Source organism: Bacillus sp. NSP9.1 (assembly GCF_000465465.2).
Taxonomy (GTDB): domain Bacteria; phylum Bacillota; class Bacilli; order Bacillales; family Bacillaceae; genus Bacillus; species Bacillus sonorensis_A.
In genome coordinates, this window is sequence record NZ_CP048273.1 from 1,879,599 (window position 1) to 1,895,064 (window position 15,466).

Annotated in this window: 18 protein-coding genes, 1 pseudogene and 1 riboswitch; of the genes and pseudogenes, 10 read left to right on the top strand and 9 right to left on the bottom strand. The window is 41.2% G+C overall.

The features are described from left to right. A riboswitch (PreQ1 riboswitch) is annotated at positions 1-45 on the top strand. Between the two features lie 137 nt (positions 46-182). Genes queC through queF form a run of 4 tightly spaced genes read left to right on the top strand, consistent with a single transcriptional unit; the run spans position 183 to position 2,523 of the window. Continuing rightward, entirely contained in the window at positions 183-842 is a 660-nt protein-coding gene (queC, locus tag M654_RS09740; protein WP_026586721.1) for a 7-cyano-7-deazaguanine synthase QueC, read from the top strand. Between the two features lies 1 nt (position 843). Next, entirely contained in the window at positions 844-1,284 is a 441-nt protein-coding gene (queD, locus tag M654_RS09745) for a 6-carboxytetrahydropterin synthase QueD (protein ID WP_026586722.1), read from the top strand. Beyond that, positions 1,277-2,008: a 7-carboxy-7-deazaguanine synthase QueE gene (queE, locus tag M654_RS09750; RefSeq protein WP_026586723.1), complete on the top strand. Its 732-nt coding sequence runs from the start codon at positions 1,277-1,279 to the stop codon at positions 2,006-2,008. The genes queD and queE overlap by 8 nt, the downstream gene beginning before the upstream one ends. 17 nt (positions 2,009-2,025) lie before the next feature. Next, positions 2,026-2,523 (top strand): preQ(1) synthase, encoded by a 498-nt coding sequence (gene queF, locus M654_RS09755; protein ID WP_026586724.1) that lies wholly within the window; start codon positions 2,026-2,028, stop codon positions 2,521-2,523. A 787-nt stretch (positions 2,524-3,310) separates the two neighbouring features. Here the strand turns inward: queF and M654_RS09765 are convergent. The 3 genes and pseudogenes from M654_RS09765 to M654_RS09780 form a co-directional block, all read right to left on the bottom strand. After that, a complete protein-coding gene (locus tag M654_RS09765) occupies positions 3,311-3,589 on the bottom strand; it encodes a hypothetical protein (RefSeq protein WP_051290362.1) in 279 nt (92 codons plus the stop codon). Positions 3,590-3,807: 218 nt separating this feature from the next. Beyond that, positions 3,808-4,113, bottom strand: coding sequence for a barstar family protein (locus M654_RS09770; RefSeq protein WP_026586725.1), 306 nt, complete (start codon positions 4,111-4,113; stop codon positions 3,808-3,810). Between the two features lie 268 nt (positions 4,114-4,381). After that, positions 4,382-4,585 (bottom strand): annotated as a pseudogene (locus M654_RS09780) (T7SS effector LXG polymorphic toxin); the annotation flags it as partial. Between the two features lie 278 nt (positions 4,586-4,863). Here M654_RS09780 and M654_RS09785 point away from each other — a divergent pair. Next, positions 4,864-5,985 (top strand): Rap family tetratricopeptide repeat protein, encoded by a 1,122-nt coding sequence (locus M654_RS09785; protein WP_026586726.1) that lies wholly within the window; start codon positions 4,864-4,866, stop codon positions 5,983-5,985. A 333-nt stretch (positions 5,986-6,318) separates the two neighbouring features. Here the strand turns inward: M654_RS09785 and M654_RS09790 are convergent, their stop codons facing one another. From M654_RS09790 to M654_RS09810, 5 genes are all read right to left on the bottom strand, one after another. Further along, on the bottom strand, positions 6,319-6,489 hold the full coding sequence (locus M654_RS09790; protein ID WP_236251226.1) for an XRE family transcriptional regulator: 171 nt from the start codon (positions 6,487-6,489) through the stop codon (positions 6,319-6,321). A gap of 360 nt (positions 6,490-6,849) precedes the next feature. Further along, positions 6,850-7,341, bottom strand: a complete 492-nt coding sequence (locus tag M654_RS09795; RefSeq protein ID WP_026586727.1) for a DinB family protein — start codon at positions 7,339-7,341, stop codon at positions 6,850-6,852. Between the two features lie 221 nt (positions 7,342-7,562). Beyond that, complete coding sequence (locus M654_RS09800; protein ID WP_026586728.1) at positions 7,563-8,354, bottom strand: DUF817 domain-containing protein; 792 nt, start codon at positions 8,352-8,354, stop codon at positions 7,563-7,565. A 102-nt stretch (positions 8,355-8,456) separates the two neighbouring features. Next, positions 8,457-8,681, bottom strand: a complete 225-nt coding sequence (locus M654_RS09805) for a helix-turn-helix domain-containing protein (protein WP_026586729.1) — start codon at positions 8,679-8,681, stop codon at positions 8,457-8,459. A gap of 10 nt (positions 8,682-8,691) precedes the next feature. Further along, positions 8,692-9,174: a DUF2975 domain-containing protein gene (locus tag M654_RS09810; protein WP_026586730.1), complete on the bottom strand. Its 483-nt coding sequence runs from the start codon at positions 9,172-9,174 to the stop codon at positions 8,692-8,694. A 760-nt stretch (positions 9,175-9,934) separates the two neighbouring features. On the opposite strand from M654_RS09810, the gene M654_RS09820 reads away from it, so the two are divergent. From M654_RS09820 to M654_RS09830, 3 genes are all read left to right on the top strand, one after another. Then, complete coding sequence (locus M654_RS09820; RefSeq protein ID WP_026586731.1) at positions 9,935-10,369, top strand: hypothetical protein; 435 nt, start codon at positions 9,935-9,937, stop codon at positions 10,367-10,369. A 505-nt stretch (positions 10,370-10,874) separates the two neighbouring features. Continuing rightward, the gene (locus tag M654_RS09825) at positions 10,875-11,807 is read left to right on the top strand and encodes a DUF1672 family protein (protein WP_026586732.1); all 933 of its coding nucleotides are present in this window, start codon (positions 10,875-10,877) and stop codon (positions 11,805-11,807) included. Between the two features lie 15 nt (positions 11,808-11,822). Beyond that, positions 11,823-13,925: an SA1320 family protein gene (locus tag M654_RS09830; RefSeq protein WP_026586733.1), complete on the top strand. Its 2,103-nt coding sequence runs from the start codon at positions 11,823-11,825 to the stop codon at positions 13,923-13,925. A gap of 103 nt (positions 13,926-14,028) precedes the next feature. Here the strand turns inward: M654_RS09830 and M654_RS09835 are convergent, their stop codons facing one another. Continuing rightward, complete coding sequence (locus M654_RS09835) at positions 14,029-14,217, bottom strand: YkvS family protein (protein WP_026586734.1); 189 nt, start codon at positions 14,215-14,217, stop codon at positions 14,029-14,031. A 169-nt stretch (positions 14,218-14,386) separates the two neighbouring features. Between M654_RS09835 and M654_RS09840 the strand changes: the two genes are divergently transcribed. Both M654_RS09840 and M654_RS09845 read left to right on the top strand, forming a co-directional pair. Further along, entirely contained in the window at positions 14,387-14,581 is a 195-nt protein-coding gene (locus tag M654_RS09840; protein ID WP_026586735.1) for a hypothetical protein, read from the top strand. 226 nt (positions 14,582-14,807) lie between these two features. Beyond that, positions 14,808-15,407 carry a cell wall hydrolase gene (locus tag M654_RS09845; RefSeq protein WP_026586736.1) on the top strand — a complete coding sequence of 200 codons (600 nt, stop codon included), beginning with the start codon at positions 14,808-14,810 and terminating at the stop codon, positions 15,405-15,407. Positions 15,408-15,466: the final 59 nt, after the last annotated feature.

A 15,466-nucleotide genomic window follows, 5' to 3' on the forward strand; every position in this document is an offset into this window, starting at 1 on the left:
GCGGGAGAGGTTCTAGCGAAACCCTCTATAAAAAACTAAGGAAAGCTGTATCCTTGGGGTATGGCCTTTTTTATTGTTTTTTTGCTAGAACACCTTTCCTACAAAAGAAAGGTGTTTTTTCGTTGGCTTAAGATCGAATCTCTTCTTTTGAATACATTGGCGAAAGCGGAGAAGGAGGAACCATGAAAAAGGAAAAAGCGATCGTTGTCTTCAGCGGCGGTCAGGACAGCACCACATGCCTTTTATGGGCGTTGCAACAATTTGAAGAGGTGGAAACGGTCACCTTTCATTATAACCAGCGGCACAAGCAGGAAATCGAAGTGGCGAAAAGCATTTCTGAAAAGCTGGGTGTCAAACATCATCTGTTGGATATGGCGCTTTTGAATCAGCTGGCGCCAAATGCTTTAACAAGGGATGACATCGACATTGAAGCAAAAGAAGGCGAGCTTCCGTCCACATTTGTTCCCGGACGCAACCTCGTGTTTTTATCGTTTGCTTCCATCCTTGCCTACCAAGTCGGCGCCCGCCACATCGTGACCGGTGTATGCGAAACGGATTTCAGCGGCTATCCCGATTGTCGTGACGCGTTCATTAAATCATGCAATGTCACCGTCAACCTGGCGATGGAGCGCCCGTTTGTCATCCACACGCCGCTCATGTGGCTGAATAAAGCGGAAACATGGGAGCTGGCAGATGAGCTGGATGCCCTTGACTTCGTCAAACATGAGACGCTGACTTGCTACAACGGAATCATCGCCGACGGCTGCGGCGAATGTCCGGCTTGCAAACTGCGCGCGAACGGCTACAACGAATACATGAAAATGAAAAGGGAGAGAGCTTAACATGCTGACGCAAATCTACCCGCAAGCAAACCACCCGTACGCATTTGAACTCAATAAAGATATGCAAATGTCGGCCGCTCATTTCATTCCGAGGGATGATGCGGGCGCATGCAGCAGGGTCCACGGCCATACGTATACGATCAACATCACGATTGCCGGAGATGTCTTAAATGAATCCGGTTTTCTCGTCAATTTCAGCACGATTAAAAAACTGATCCATGGGGAATATGATCATACGCTTTTAAATGATCACAACGAATTTTCCGGTGACAGCCCTGAACAAATTCCGTCGACTGAAGTTGTCGCAAAAACGATTTATGAAAAAGTCGAGGCTTATTTACGGGAGCTTGAAAACCGCCCGCATTGTGTTCAGGTGTTTGTCAGGGAAACCCCGACAAGCTATGTCGTCTACCGTCCAACATCAGGTGGTCAACATGGCTAAGCCGATTCCGGTATTGGAAATTTTCGGTCCGACTGTTCAGGGGGAAGGCATGGTCATCGGCCAAAAAACGATGTTTGTGAGAACCGCCGGCTGTGATTATTCATGCAGCTGGTGTGACTCGGCCTTCACATGGGACGGTTCGGCCAAAAAAGATATTCAATGGATGACGGCGGAAGACGTATACGAAAAGCTGAAAGAAATCGGCGGAAACGCTTTTTCGCATGTGACGATTTCGGGCGGAAACCCGGCGCTTTTAAAACAGCTGGATGCCCTGATCTCCCTTTTGAAAGAACACGATATCCGGACGGCGCTTGAAACCCAAGGCACATTTTATCAAGACTGGTTTACGGATATCGATGATTTGACCATCTCACCGAAACCGCCAAGCTCAAACATGAACACCGACTTTAACAAGCTTGACCATATCATCGGCAAACTGAAAGACCACGGCAGATTGGCCGCGGCAAGTCTGAAGGTCGTCATTTTCACGGCGGACGACCTGCAATTTGCCAAAAAAGTCCACCATCGTTATCCAGAGATCCCGTTTTTTCTCCAGGTCGGAAATGATGACGTTCAGACCGAGGATCAGAGCCGGCTTGTTGAAAAACTGCTGCAAAAGTATGAAGAGCTGGTAGAAGCGGTCACGCGAGACCCTGAACTAAACCGCGTCCGCGTCCTTCCGCAGCTTCACACCCTCATCTGGGGAAATAAACGCGGCGTGTAAAGAAAGGAAGATGAAACATGACGACAAGAAAAGAATCAGAACTGGAAGGCGTAACCCTTCTCGGCAATCAAGGGACCAATTATTTGTTCGACTACTCTCCGGAAGTGCTCGAGTCATTTCCAAATAAACACGAAAACAGAGACTACTTCGTCAAATTCAATTGTCCCGAATTCACATCCCTGTGTCCGAAAACAGGGCAACCCGATTTTGCGACCATTTACATCAGCTATATTCCGGATAAAAAAATGGTAGAAAGCAAGTCTTTGAAACTATATCTCTTCAGCTTCCGCAACCACGGCGATTTTCACGAAGACTGCATGAACATCATCATGAACGATTTAATTGAACTGATGGACCCACGCTACATCGAAGTCTGGGGCAAATTCACCCCGAGGGGCGGAATCTCCATCGACCCGTATACAAACTACGGCAAACCGGGCACGAAGTATGAGAAAATGGCTGAGTACCGGATGATGAATCATGATTTGTATCCGGAGACGATTGATAATCGGTGATTTAAGTGTGGCGGAGTGTGACCCGTGAAAATAAGGTATTTTTATAGTGAAATGGTTAAAAAATAGATGGGGAGATTGATTACGGTTGTGACCGAGACGCGTACTGTTACGCGTCTTTTTTTGTTCGAAATTTCGACGAACAATGATCAATCGTATTGGTCGAATGCTAGTCCAGGTATAGGAAACGCGATTCAATTCGTTAATCGAAGGGTGATTTTTTCGTCGTAGTCCAAAACAGTTTTTAATCAAAGAGCAGTGAGTTTCTAAGATGTAAGCTATCAAAGAATCCGAAGCATATTCGTTGGTTCAATAAGAAAGAATTAGCGGCTGTGATCGGAGTAACGCCGGATACGCTTGGCAGACGACTTGAGCAGAGGAAAATTTGACGGGGGTTTCGTTGTTGCGCGAATAAAGGTCGGTAGCGAAACGGAACGATATGCGTTTAATCCTAATGTGTTTTATCGACAGTCCAAGGCGCCGGATAAGATGCTGTTTGCGATGTTTAACGTTAAGAAACCGTAGAAATGAAAAAGGGCGCCTGATCGGCGCTTTATTTTTATTTCATGCTGATTTTTCTTTTCTGAGGACTTTGTCTAAAATAAACGAGAAGAGCGCTAACAGTAAGGACATTACCACCATATCGATAATAGTCACGCCAGTATCTTTTTTAATGACAAAAAACAAAATCAATTACAGCACCAAAGTAATTATAAAGAATGACCCGTATTTAGCCATGTTCATGTGATAACATCCCCTTTGTTTTCTTTATTTTCCGATGCACGGCACACTAAACCATGCAAGACTTCCAGCCAATCCAAGGACCGATTTTTTCTTTAAGGCATCCCCACCATGAAGACGTATGAAATTGACTAGAATTAGCTGTGGGATCGGGGGCGCCTTTTAAATCCTCAGCTGTTAGTTCCTCTCCATTAACAAGTTTAACAAATTCTGCCGCTTTAGAAACGGACGATTGACCGAATTTTTCCGCATTGACAACGAACTTGCTGTCGATCTCCGTAGAAGCAATGAGCTTGATAATTCCGAGCCAAGTTGCGATGATTGCCACTACGTCAATTAATTATGTTCACCTCCTTTCGTTTTCACGACACTAAAAAGGCGCCAACCTATTCGTCAGCGTCTTCAGTCAAGTCATTAAGCTCCCGTATGTCCGTTATATTCAACGCAGTCGCAACGCAAAAAATGGCTTCGGCCGTTTTAAGGAATTTTTCGTTACGTAGAACGTTGTGTTTGTACAGAAAGACGCCGATTTGGCTTCTTTGAAATTCATTTTTTATAAAGTACTTCACATTCCATATAAGGATATTCTTCATTAAATTCTTTAAAAATGTTAACCAAGGTTTGTGAATCTGTTGGTAGTTTTTCTTCGATATTGTCCCAACCTTCAAAGATTATGGTTTTAGGAAGTTCGACAAGTCCTGTAATAGCATCCCAGAACGCATCCCAATTCATTCCGTAAAAATCCGGGAACTCAAAATTTTCTTTTAATGTGTTATGGAGTTCGTTGGAATCTTGAATATTGCTTACATCTAAAGTGATCTTCTCTTTTCTTTCTTCGTGTAATGAATCCATTGACTATCATCCTTTACTTAAAAGTTCCAATATAGTGAACCGTTTTATAGTGATCCGTGGTAATATACATTTTACCGTCATTGGAATACAGTAGTCTTGTGCCAGCCTGTTTACTTCTGGACATAGTATTACTTAAAGCAACATCAGCCTCATACCAAACTCACCCCGGAGCTTTTGGCAACACATTTGCAGTATTTTTAAAGATATCCCCGCCAATTTGTCCGCCTGATACATAATTATTCAGTGCTTTTCCTGGCCGCCAACCGTTTTCGTAGAACCGTAGGAAAGGGGTATGGGATACCTCATAAAAGGAACGAATCGCGTCCCCGCCTTTTCATTTTAAAGCATCATCAAGGGACGTGAAGCCTTCGACGCTTTTTTTAAGGTTGACGATCTCTTCCGATTGTTTTTGCAATTGTTCCAGCGTTTGATCAATTGCATGATGCAACGCCTGAACAGCTAAGGTCTTGATGGTATTCTCCTATAATACTGCGTAACATTTATTCAGTATAGAGTTCACCATTTTACGGAAAAGAATTGGTGAGTAAATCCTTGCAGTCCATGAAAATGAATCTTATTGATCAGGACTAAAAACATAACCTACTCTATTTGTTTACATATTAGATGTTTTATAGGTGTGTTAACAATATATGGTTGTGAAAAACAGGGTTATTTTGTAGAATTATTACTATTAAGATAAAGAGACGCTTTTAACTTTCTGAAAATTTAATGAAGAAAGGGAGAGGGCTTATGGATGTCATTCCTTATGATCTGGTTGCGACGAAAATGAATTTTTGGTATACGGCTTTGAAAAACAATTGGCCGGGCCAAGCGGAGGATACCAGGAAAGAAGTTAAAAGAGAATTAGAGCAAATGGAACAGAACCAAGACGTAGTTGTCTATTATAACTTATTGTTATTTCGACACAATCTTCAATTTGATTATATGTATTCTGATTCCGGCGGTAATTTAGCTAGACGATTTGGGGAGTTCAAAAAAATTCGTGATCAAAACAACCTTGAGGGAATGTTGGAATATTATTATCAATTCTTCGCAGGAATGTATCATTTCAGGCAAAAAGAACTGATACTCGCGTTGAATTTCTATAGGAATGCCGAAAAACAACTTGATTCTTTTGAGTGTGATGAGCTAGAGAAAGCTGAATTTTATTTCAAGGTATCAGAAGTGTATTACCATATGAAACAGACATTTTTTTCGATGAATTATGCGAGCCGCGCTTATAACATTTATAAAAAGTACGATACTTATGGAGAACGCAGAGTTCAATGTCAATTCATTCTTGCTGGAAATCATCGAGATCAAATGCTTCCTGAAAAAGCTTTACCAAGCTTAAACCAAGCATTAACTGAATCAGTAATTTTGGACTCTGTTCATTTAATTGGCTCATCGCATTTGAATCTTGGAATATGTTACAATCAACTTGAAGAACTTGAAAAAGCTTCCGATCATCTCCAAAAAGCCCTTGAAGTGTATAGAGAGGTTAATCATAGTTTTTTACCAAAAGCCTTTTTTAACCTTGCACATGTTAGAGCAAAGCAATCTGAGTTGGTAACAGCCCATGACCTTTATTGTGAAGGAAAAGAATCTGCCGGAAAAATTTGTAATTCATATGACCTTGCAAAGCTCGAAATGTTAAAAGGGCTTTACTTGATTAATGATCTGGATTTAGTTAGGGAATCTTTTAAGTTCTTCAAAGAAAACGGTTTGTATGCAGATGTGGAAGATTACGGAATCATCACTGCGCAAGTTTTGCAAACTGAAGAAAAGATTCGTGATGCCTGTGATTTTTACCGTATTGCATGTGACGCAAGAAGACAAATTCAAAGGAGTGGTTATGTAAATGAAAGCTAAATTTTTGATTTGCGCTGTTTTATTATTGGGGACAGTAAGTGTGGTTAGTTCCACATATGTTCAAACAGATAACACTTCTTTTAAAGTCGCAGAAAGGTTCGCATCTTAATTTAGAAATATCGCGATTCCGTTTTGCTAAGAAAAAATAGCACTAAAAGCCCAACTATAATGAGAAGGGCTTTTTTATTTGAGATTAATTATTCAGCATTATCTTCTACGCGTTCAACTGTACGACCTCTTGGATCGGGCAATCCAAGTATTCGCCATATTTGCGCGACCACCTTCAAGGCAACAAACTCTCCGCCAGTCATCTCCACTTTTATTTTCCCTCTTCTATTTCCTCGACATGAAATAATTCTTCGATTGGCACATTTTACCCCTTGCTAATAATGAATAGTGTCGTGATTTCATGTCTGTATTCGTTTTCAATCTGCTTTTCGTGGCCTCGGTAGTACCAACTAACTCAGCCAATTCCTTCTGGCTTTGGATTCCTTTCTCTTTCATAACTTCATTCAACCTAGATCTAACTATATCTATATCCGACTTGTAAAGAATGATGTCGTCTATTGTGAATGACTTCGCTTCCGAGAAATCATGTAATACATTTAAGATTTCAAGTTCGATGCAGGCGGAATTGGTCGGAAAATTGGACGAGTGATCGATAGAGAGTGACAGCAGTGTGACCTATTAACGGATAACCGTTAAGGAGATTGCTAAGTTTGTGACCTAGACGTGCGTAATTGCACGTCTTTTTTTTAAGGCCGGCCAGCAATTCCTTTCGTTTATACAGCGGCTTAGACGTAACCGGAAAGCCGTCTGCCCGTTAGTTTAATAACTCATGATCTCTTATTTATGTACAGCAAATTACTTTTCAGGCAGCCCTAAAATGTCTGTATTATTAGGAGTATAGCCAAGCAACCGCAGCATGGCTACAATTTGCCCCTTATGATGAAATTCATGTGTGATAGAGTGGATTAGTAATTGCTGCGGCGTTTTTCTTACAACCCCGCTGCCTGCTTTCCAAGAAGGCTCTTTTTCGATCATTTCATCAAATTTATCAGTGAATTCTTCAAATACAGTGTCTACATATATATTCGCCTGTTGAAAATAACGTTGAATATCCTCTATCTGCATATCATTGATTGCTTCCTTTGTTAATAGTGGTGTAGCTGTTTTTGAAAGCACAAAGGAACCCAGCCAAGCATGATAACAACCCGCCACATGAACTAAAGAATCTCTTATACTTTGAAAACCAAATCCCAACTCTTTTGTGAAATCATTTTCCTTCAATTCTTTACACTGGTCTAGCAAAATCTGTCTCGTTTGTTTGACCCACTCATATTCGTGTTTTTCCATCACTATCCCACCCCGCAGAAATAATAAATACCAGAATATTCTTCTAATTATACACAAATGGGTACCATCATAAAACACCTGATTTAATCCTGTTTTCGCATTCTATTGTTTCGTATTCGTTCTTAACCTCCGCTATACAAATGCGACACATTAGACCAATCAAGTCAACGCCATTTATGAAACGGAGTAGGCCGATTTTTTTGAAATAAGGTTATTAACAGTTATAAGATTGGACTAGTATCTATCTTGGTGGAGTTTTTCCCCTTCACCTGTTTTAACGTCGCAACGATAAGAAAGCTGACAATCACCAATAAGAGCCATGAACTCACCTTTCCTAGATGAACGAGACTCCATGCTTCGGTTTGGTTTGGATATTCCCAAGCCCCAAAAAACGTTGCGATATTTTCGGCTACCCATATGAAAAATCCGATGAGCACAAAGGAAAGGGCGAGCGGCATACGGTAACGAGTTCCATTCACCTCGTATGTGACCCATGACTGCCAAAAGACGATCATGACAAGTCCGGATAACCAAAAGCGGATGTCAATCCAAAAATGGTGGGTGAAAAAATTCAAGTAAATCGCAGCGGCAAGAGGGACAACTGCCAAAAACGGCGGCCACTTAATCAGCTCAACCTTAAGGCGCCTCCAGGCCTGGCAAAGATAACTGGCAACACTTGCGTACATGAAGCCGCTATACAAAGGCACTCCGAAAAATTTGGAGAATCCTTCCTCGGGATAAGACCAGGAGCCCATATGTACCTTGAAAAGTTCAAGATTAAGGCCAATAAGATGGAACAATGTGATCACTTTTAATTCATCCCGTGTTTCAAGACCGGAACGCACCATCTGCCACTGCATGAGAAGGCAGATGATGAGCAGCCAGTCATACCGCGGCAGGAAGGGAAGAGGGATAATTTTGGTCATCGCCAAAGAGGCAAAAATAACGACAGGAAACAAACATGATAGGGCCTGTTCCCAACCAAAAAGAACGAGCTGTTTTAGTGCTCTCATGATTTGTGCCTCCAAAGTTTTTTTCTGAAAAAGGCCTCAGAATAGTTGTCAATAGCCTTACGGTCATATGCGTAGGATCATCGCTAAATAACTTTCTCATTCTTATTCATCCTGGGTGTCTTCCTCGCTTAAATATTCCAAAATATCTCCGGGTTGACATTCTAAAGCTTTACAAATCGCCTCTAAAGTTGACAATCGAATCGCTTTTGCCTTTCCATTTTTCAATATTGAAAGGTTCGCCATCGTGATTCCGACCCTCTCAGAAAGTTCCGTGACGCTCATTTTCCTTTTAGCCAGCATCACATCGATATTGATTATAATTGCCATTGTTTTCACCTCAGACTGTTAAATCATTTTCTGATTTTATATCGATCGCTTCTTGCAATAGCCTTTGGAGAACAGCGGCAAAGACTGCGATAACCATTGAAGCAAAAATAAGGACCAATCCGATTAGTATGATACCTGGAGCATCGTCCCTCTCCGCGATGAGATAGAAGAGTGGCATGCCTGCCGCAAATAAAATACTGATGGTGATTGCACAGGATTTTATATTCTTTAAAGCCCTGACGGATAATTCCGAGAAAGCTTTATTCTGGTCAATATAGCTTAAAAGTTTAAAGGCTTGATACAGAGCAAAGTAAAAAGGGACCGCCGCTAAATACAAATCGATATAAACGAGATATTTCAGATAAGAAATATCTGGATACAATTCCGCTGTAAAGTTTGCTATTTCCGGCACAAAAAAAATGCACAAAGCAAGAACCGGGATTCCAATAAGAATAACAGCTATCTTTAAAAAGAGTGTTGATCCTTGTTTCATATGAAGCACCTCACTTATTTTTGTCAATATTGAATTTATCACATCATTTATCGTTTTACAATAAAAAAATATTGAAATAGGTTATTTTGTTATTGATTTTAAACAAGATAAAAAAGCATTCCTCATTACAGGGGAATGCTTTTTAATGTAGTTAAAGGCTTATCAAGACACTTTCATTTTCCTCAATGGACTTTTCGGTTCATCCTTCATCGATTTTGAGCTTTTCCTTCGGCTTACCAGCAGCCTCGGCTGTATTTTGCGCGATTCTCAACCTTTGTCATGTTCTTTACCTGATTCCTTAAGATTTGTTTGTAAATATGATGTAATGTTTTATGCTGATTATTCCCTATGTCACAAAGGGTTGACAGCTTTTCGTCAGAAATCGTTTTGATGATATGAACAATTTGCTTGTTGAGCGATTGGAAAAGACTTACGATTCATCGAGTGGTATATCATTCTGAACCATGACCCTTGGTCTTGATGATACATTTGAATAACATATACCGATTTTTCATATTGAATTTTGATAGACCTTTCAATATTATTGACGGCCGAGTCACATAAATGTCCTAAAATCTCTTTTTTAGACCATTTATTTGCGCCGATCGATTGGAAATTTCTTGTTCAAACATAGAGTTGCACACTTCCGGCAATCTTTTGATCCAATAATTGATTGTGAAATCATAGCGACAAGAATCAAAACTTAATTTCCTTTTTATTCAATCTGGGTTATAATATGGTAAAATCGGGAGGGGTGCTGATGAAAAAATTATTGGCTTGCACTGTGCTGACACTTTTATTAGCGTTAACTTTGAACGTACAACAGGCACTGGCAAAGATCACAAAAGACGAGAAAAAAGAGAGCTTTACAATGACAGAGGAAAACAAAGGCTTTTTTATGTCTGATGATACGAATCCAAATTATTACCCAACCTGGCTTTATTACAAATTTACGATATTCAATGCGGAAGGATGCACGCTCAACTTCAAGTTACAGAGAATTTCATTAAGCGGGAATCAGTATACGTTAAGCGAGAAAGAATTCACTGGCAATCAACTCAACTTAAGTGCTGCCGACAAAGTAGCGGGAACACCGTACAGAAATCATTATTTAGAGATCACTAAAGTGTCCGGGTGCGGGGACGTGATCATCAAAGGATTTTATGGTTTTGAACATGAGGAGCCGGACTGGTAATTTAAAAAAGGGAAACATCGCCCGCTCAGGCTGAGTCGGGTCTTTTTTATATGGTCTTACCACAAGGCATCTCCTGAGACACCGTCCTGATCAAGTGAACAACCATAGAAGGTTTGATCAGGCAGAAAAACCAAAGAACAGTCCGATTCGAATAAACGGGCTGTTCTTATTCTGTAATTCCTCATCTTGATCCATGTCATTTAGACTTCTGAATGTACAGGTGTTAAACAAAAAATGAATATATATACCTAATTCCGAAGTCTTCGATTATTTCGATCAAGAGGTGTTCTGTTAGTTCTAATGTCTCATTTACTTTATCCCTACCTTAAAATACGCATCAAATGATTCAAATGGGATGTCTCTTGATTTATAATAAAGCGATTCCTGATCAATGGGAAAATTTTCTTCGATCGGGATTGAGAAGCGTCCGGCCTCGGTATTGAGGTTTCAAAGGACGTATAAGATGATTTTGAGAAACACAAACCTCATCAGAGGAGGATGAATGATGAAATACAAAAAAATCATAACGCTCAGTATTGGTATCCCAATACTTCTGGGAGGATGCATGAACTTGGATCTAGGAAATCATGACAAAAACGGTGGAAAAACAGAGGCTAACAGCCAAGCGGAGTATAACCAAAATTTAATCAGTGTACAAGATTATACAGGGCAAGGCTATGAACTGGACGGTGGAGAAGAAACGACTAAAATCGCCGAAGCGCATCGTGAGGAAATTGAAAAAGCCGTCAAGACATTTTTCCTGGACAAATATAAGACGAAAGTGAAAGTACATCATATTGTTGGAGCGCTTAATGCGGCTTCTGTATTTGTTGAATCAGAGGGTGAGCCGCATTTTCATACATATGCGGTTGTTCCGATTGATGTAAAGGCTGAGGAGGTATTGACGGATAAAGTATGGTCACAGGAAGGTCAAGTTGAAAGTGCAATTAATAGTGGTATTTATGCAATGGTTTTTGATCAAGAACTAGGGAAGCTTGATGATTATCTGGCGAAGACTGCGAAGCAAGAGCCTGTTGTCGGCATGAGGCAAGAAGCCGTTAATAATGTAATGGCATCAGGGTTTCATACGATTTATTATTATATAACAACTTTTGATGATAGTTTAGATAAGGTTTATTTGAAATATTTAAAAAATCCAAATAAAAGTAAAGAAGAATGGAAACGCGAGATCAAGCATTCTAAGACAGACCCGGAATCGTTTTATGTCACTATACATTTATTCATGGAAAAACCTAATACAGAACCAGACAAATCTATTTTCGATCAAATTGTAAAAGACATGGAAAATATGGAGGGGCTCGCACCAGGGCAATACAGTGTCTTTTTACATGACAATACGATTAACAAAAAAGCGGGTTCGAATTCACAGGAAAATACTCTTGAAAGGTCCGACCCGACTTATATTATGAAAGATTAGGAGCACTATTTCATAATGGCTAATGAAGAAAAAAATAATAAAACACTCAGTGAAGATAAAAATTTAGTAGAAATCGCAGGATTTCATTCCTATAAAAATCCGCATGAAACAGATACATTTAAGGTCAATGGCTATAAGTATTTAGTGGTAAATAAAATATATGAAGACCCAACCGGCCTTGATGTGATAACGGTCAAAAACATAGAAACAGGCGAATACACAGTCGTCTACCAAGGAACGGACGCGGGAAAAACAAACGGCATACAGGACATTCTCACCGACGCGCAGATGGCCGGTGATGTAACACCGGAACAAGTCAAAGCTGCCCGCGACTACTACGACAAGATGAAAGCCAAATACGGTGATAAACTAAACTCAGTCTGCGGAAACTCGCTTGGCGGGGGATTGGCGAATGCGGTGGCGGTGGAGCATCCCGATGTGAAGGCTGTGACGATTAATCCGTCGATCCTGCCGGAAGGGGAAGTGGACCGGGACCAAGACTATCCCAATATCACAAACTATTTCAGTAAGTATGATCCGCTGACATTGGCGGAAGAAGGCGTGCTGCTAGGGGACCGGATTCCGGGAAAAGTGATCGAAATTGATAATGGCGTTCCGCTCGTTTCCGCCTTTATGTCCAACCACATGGGCTATAGAATGGGGGAAAATACAGAGGAAGGCCAATCGGTCGAAATCGGTGAAAAAGGAGAACCGGGTCACGGCCGAATTTATGTTTCTGCTGGCGATCATATCGTGACAAGCATTTGGACGGGGGAGCCTCTATACGGAAACATCGGTTCCAACAAGATTGAGATCAATAAAGAAAATCTTGACCTGCTGGCAGCTGCATTGGAAAGCGATGTGCTTAGGCGGTTGGGATATGTTTCAGAGTACCTGGATCATTCCAATGATATCGTCGAACACGAAAAAAAGCTGAAACCAAAACGTTTAGCCGATCTTCGTGAAACGTTTACCGACATGTTTGAAAGCGCCTTTGGCAATCCGTTATTTATCGGAATATCGCAAGCGGGCAATCTCTTAAAATATTTGATCGACGGTTTAATTGCATTGCTGGATACGGCTGAAGAAAAGTGCCGTTCGTTAAATGTGCTATTGAACTCGCCTCCGGCTGAACTGTTTGAATATGTTTTTCAAACAAATATCAGTGTGGAAAGTATGACAGGTGAGATTAGGGGATATTTGAACGGTCTTAAGCATGATATTGACAGTCTGACCAATGCGCTGACAAACATGATCAGACAGGAGATATCCGATATATTCGTCAACCCTGCAATGGGATTTGCCGATGCTGTTGCGGATGAAATCTACAGTCATTTTGTCATTGTCGGAAAGAATGAAAAGGGCTTGAAAAAACAGGTCAAGACATTTATCCGCCAGGTTCAGACGGCGGGGGAAGGCTTTCAAACGAGCGACCGCGGCGCAGCGCAAGATATTAAAAACCGAAAAGCGCCCATGCAGCAAAAGACATCGATTCCGGCATCTGTTCAATCTCAATTTGAGGAGTCCGACTATTTAAAAGATCGCCTGAAATTGAAAGACCGCCATGTGAATAGCTCAGCGGCGACGATGGCGGGCTCTTTGAACGCAAGCCTCGTTCCTGTTGTAAACATCCTATTTGATGCATTGCTGGCGGTGGAATTTGCCCTGGAGGCTGCGTCGGCTGCCGTAAAGGGGACGGCGAATCTATTTTTAGGCTTGGCCGTTCCGGCGAAATTAGTCGGGATGTTTTCTGATTGGGATGAGAAAATAAAAAGTGCGATTGACCATGTGGTGAAGCCGCTGGATGAAATGGCGGGGACGATAGAAGGAGTCCGTAAAGCGGTCGGCAATTTAATTTCCTTCCTGCCTGTTTTTATACATAAGTTCAAACCGTACATTGACAATGCGGTGTTTGAACAGGTTCACTTCCACAACATCAACCTTTACAATACGGCCGCCGTCTCGATTCTGGAAGAAACGGAGCTGCTTTTTCAAGACATTGTTTTTCAGCTGTCAAATCAAAAAGCGAAAACCATTACGGCACTGTGTGATGCTGCAAAAGACATTCTGAGCAATATCAAACTTCTTCGCGCTGATGTGAAACGCGGCACAATGTAGGAGAAGCAGGGAAAAAACCGCCGGATGTTCGGGCGGTTTTTCCTTATGGAAGAACTTTGTGGAATTTTTTAAACCTGCGTGGAATCTGCTGAAGAATGGATGATCAATGAAAGGAGTCTTTAATAATTTTATAGTTTTTATGGTTGACGACGGTTAAGGAGTCCAATTCCAAGTCTCTGTAATTTTCCATAATCGTGACATCGACGATAACCGAATTTTCGTTTACTTTTTCCACGATTCCGGTGAGTCCGTTTTTAAATTCGATGACGTTCCCGACTTTTGCAATCTTCAAATGACTTCCTCTCCTTTAAAGTGAATTAACCCATTGAAAGTATTTTGCAATATTTTCTTTTAGAAGTAAAGCGATATGGGAAGCAACAGCACTATTGTTGTACATGCTGCTGCTTAGTGGTATAGTTAATTAGTTAAAGGTGATTTCAGAAAAGAAGGAGAGAGGCCAGTTGACAGATGAAAATGCCATTGACTTGATCGAACAGCTGCGGTCGGGGAGGATTCACGAAGTTCGCGTGAACAAAGATGATTTTCTTTCTTTTAGAGCCATCTTAACAAAACAGGAAGATTTTAAATATTTTCGGGGCATCGCCCAGCACGGGGGAGACATTGTTTTTCAATATAAGGAAGAACCCAGAAGCTAAAAAGGCTTTCTCATTACTTTTGAGAAAGCTTTTTTATTTGCTGTGCAATCCATGTATTGCTGGGTTTTTTGCCTTTTTCCGGAAAAAACAGCGCGCTCTATACAATTATATGCCAGTGGAACGGTTTGATGGAAAGCATGGTAAAAATTTAACAATGAAATCGATGTTTTGTCTTGTTACTGTAAGACATATGTTTGTCGAAGAGGATATGGCAAGGAGGATTGAAATGAAAGCAAAGTTAGCTGCGTTAGCTGCTTTTATCATCTGCATGCTGCCTGCGGCAAAAATCGAGCATGCTCAGGCCGCCCTGCCGTTTTCGAAAAAAGAAAAACAGGCGAAGGAGCGGGTGTTGGAAAGCTTGAGTCCAGAAGAGTACTCGTCTTTCACTCATTTGACAGATGAAAAAAGCTTCATCGAAATCATGCCGCAGCCTGACGCTGAGGATATAGAAGAAGAGGAAGCACCGGAATTGACGGGTGCAGAGAAAAGGCTGCTGTCAAGACTCGTTCATGCAGAAGCGAAAGGCGAACCGTTTGAAGGGAAAGTGGCGGTGGCCAATGTCGTCCTGAACCGTGTCGAAGACGACAGATTTCCCGACAGCGTCAAAAGTGTCATCTACCAAAAAAACGCATTTGAGCCTGTTCTTAATGGAAGCATCAGGAAAAAACCGGACCGCCAATCAATTAAAGCTGTCGAAGAGGCGGTTGATGAACATAAAAAAGAAACAGACGCGTTATATTTTTATAATCCCGAGTCCGCTACGGATGACTGGATTAAAACGAGAAAAGTCATCGAACGCATCGGCAATCATGTCTTTGCAGTTTAATCTGAGTCAAGGCTTCCCCAAGCCTTGGCTTTTTTATTTCTCCATACTCTATCTTTAAC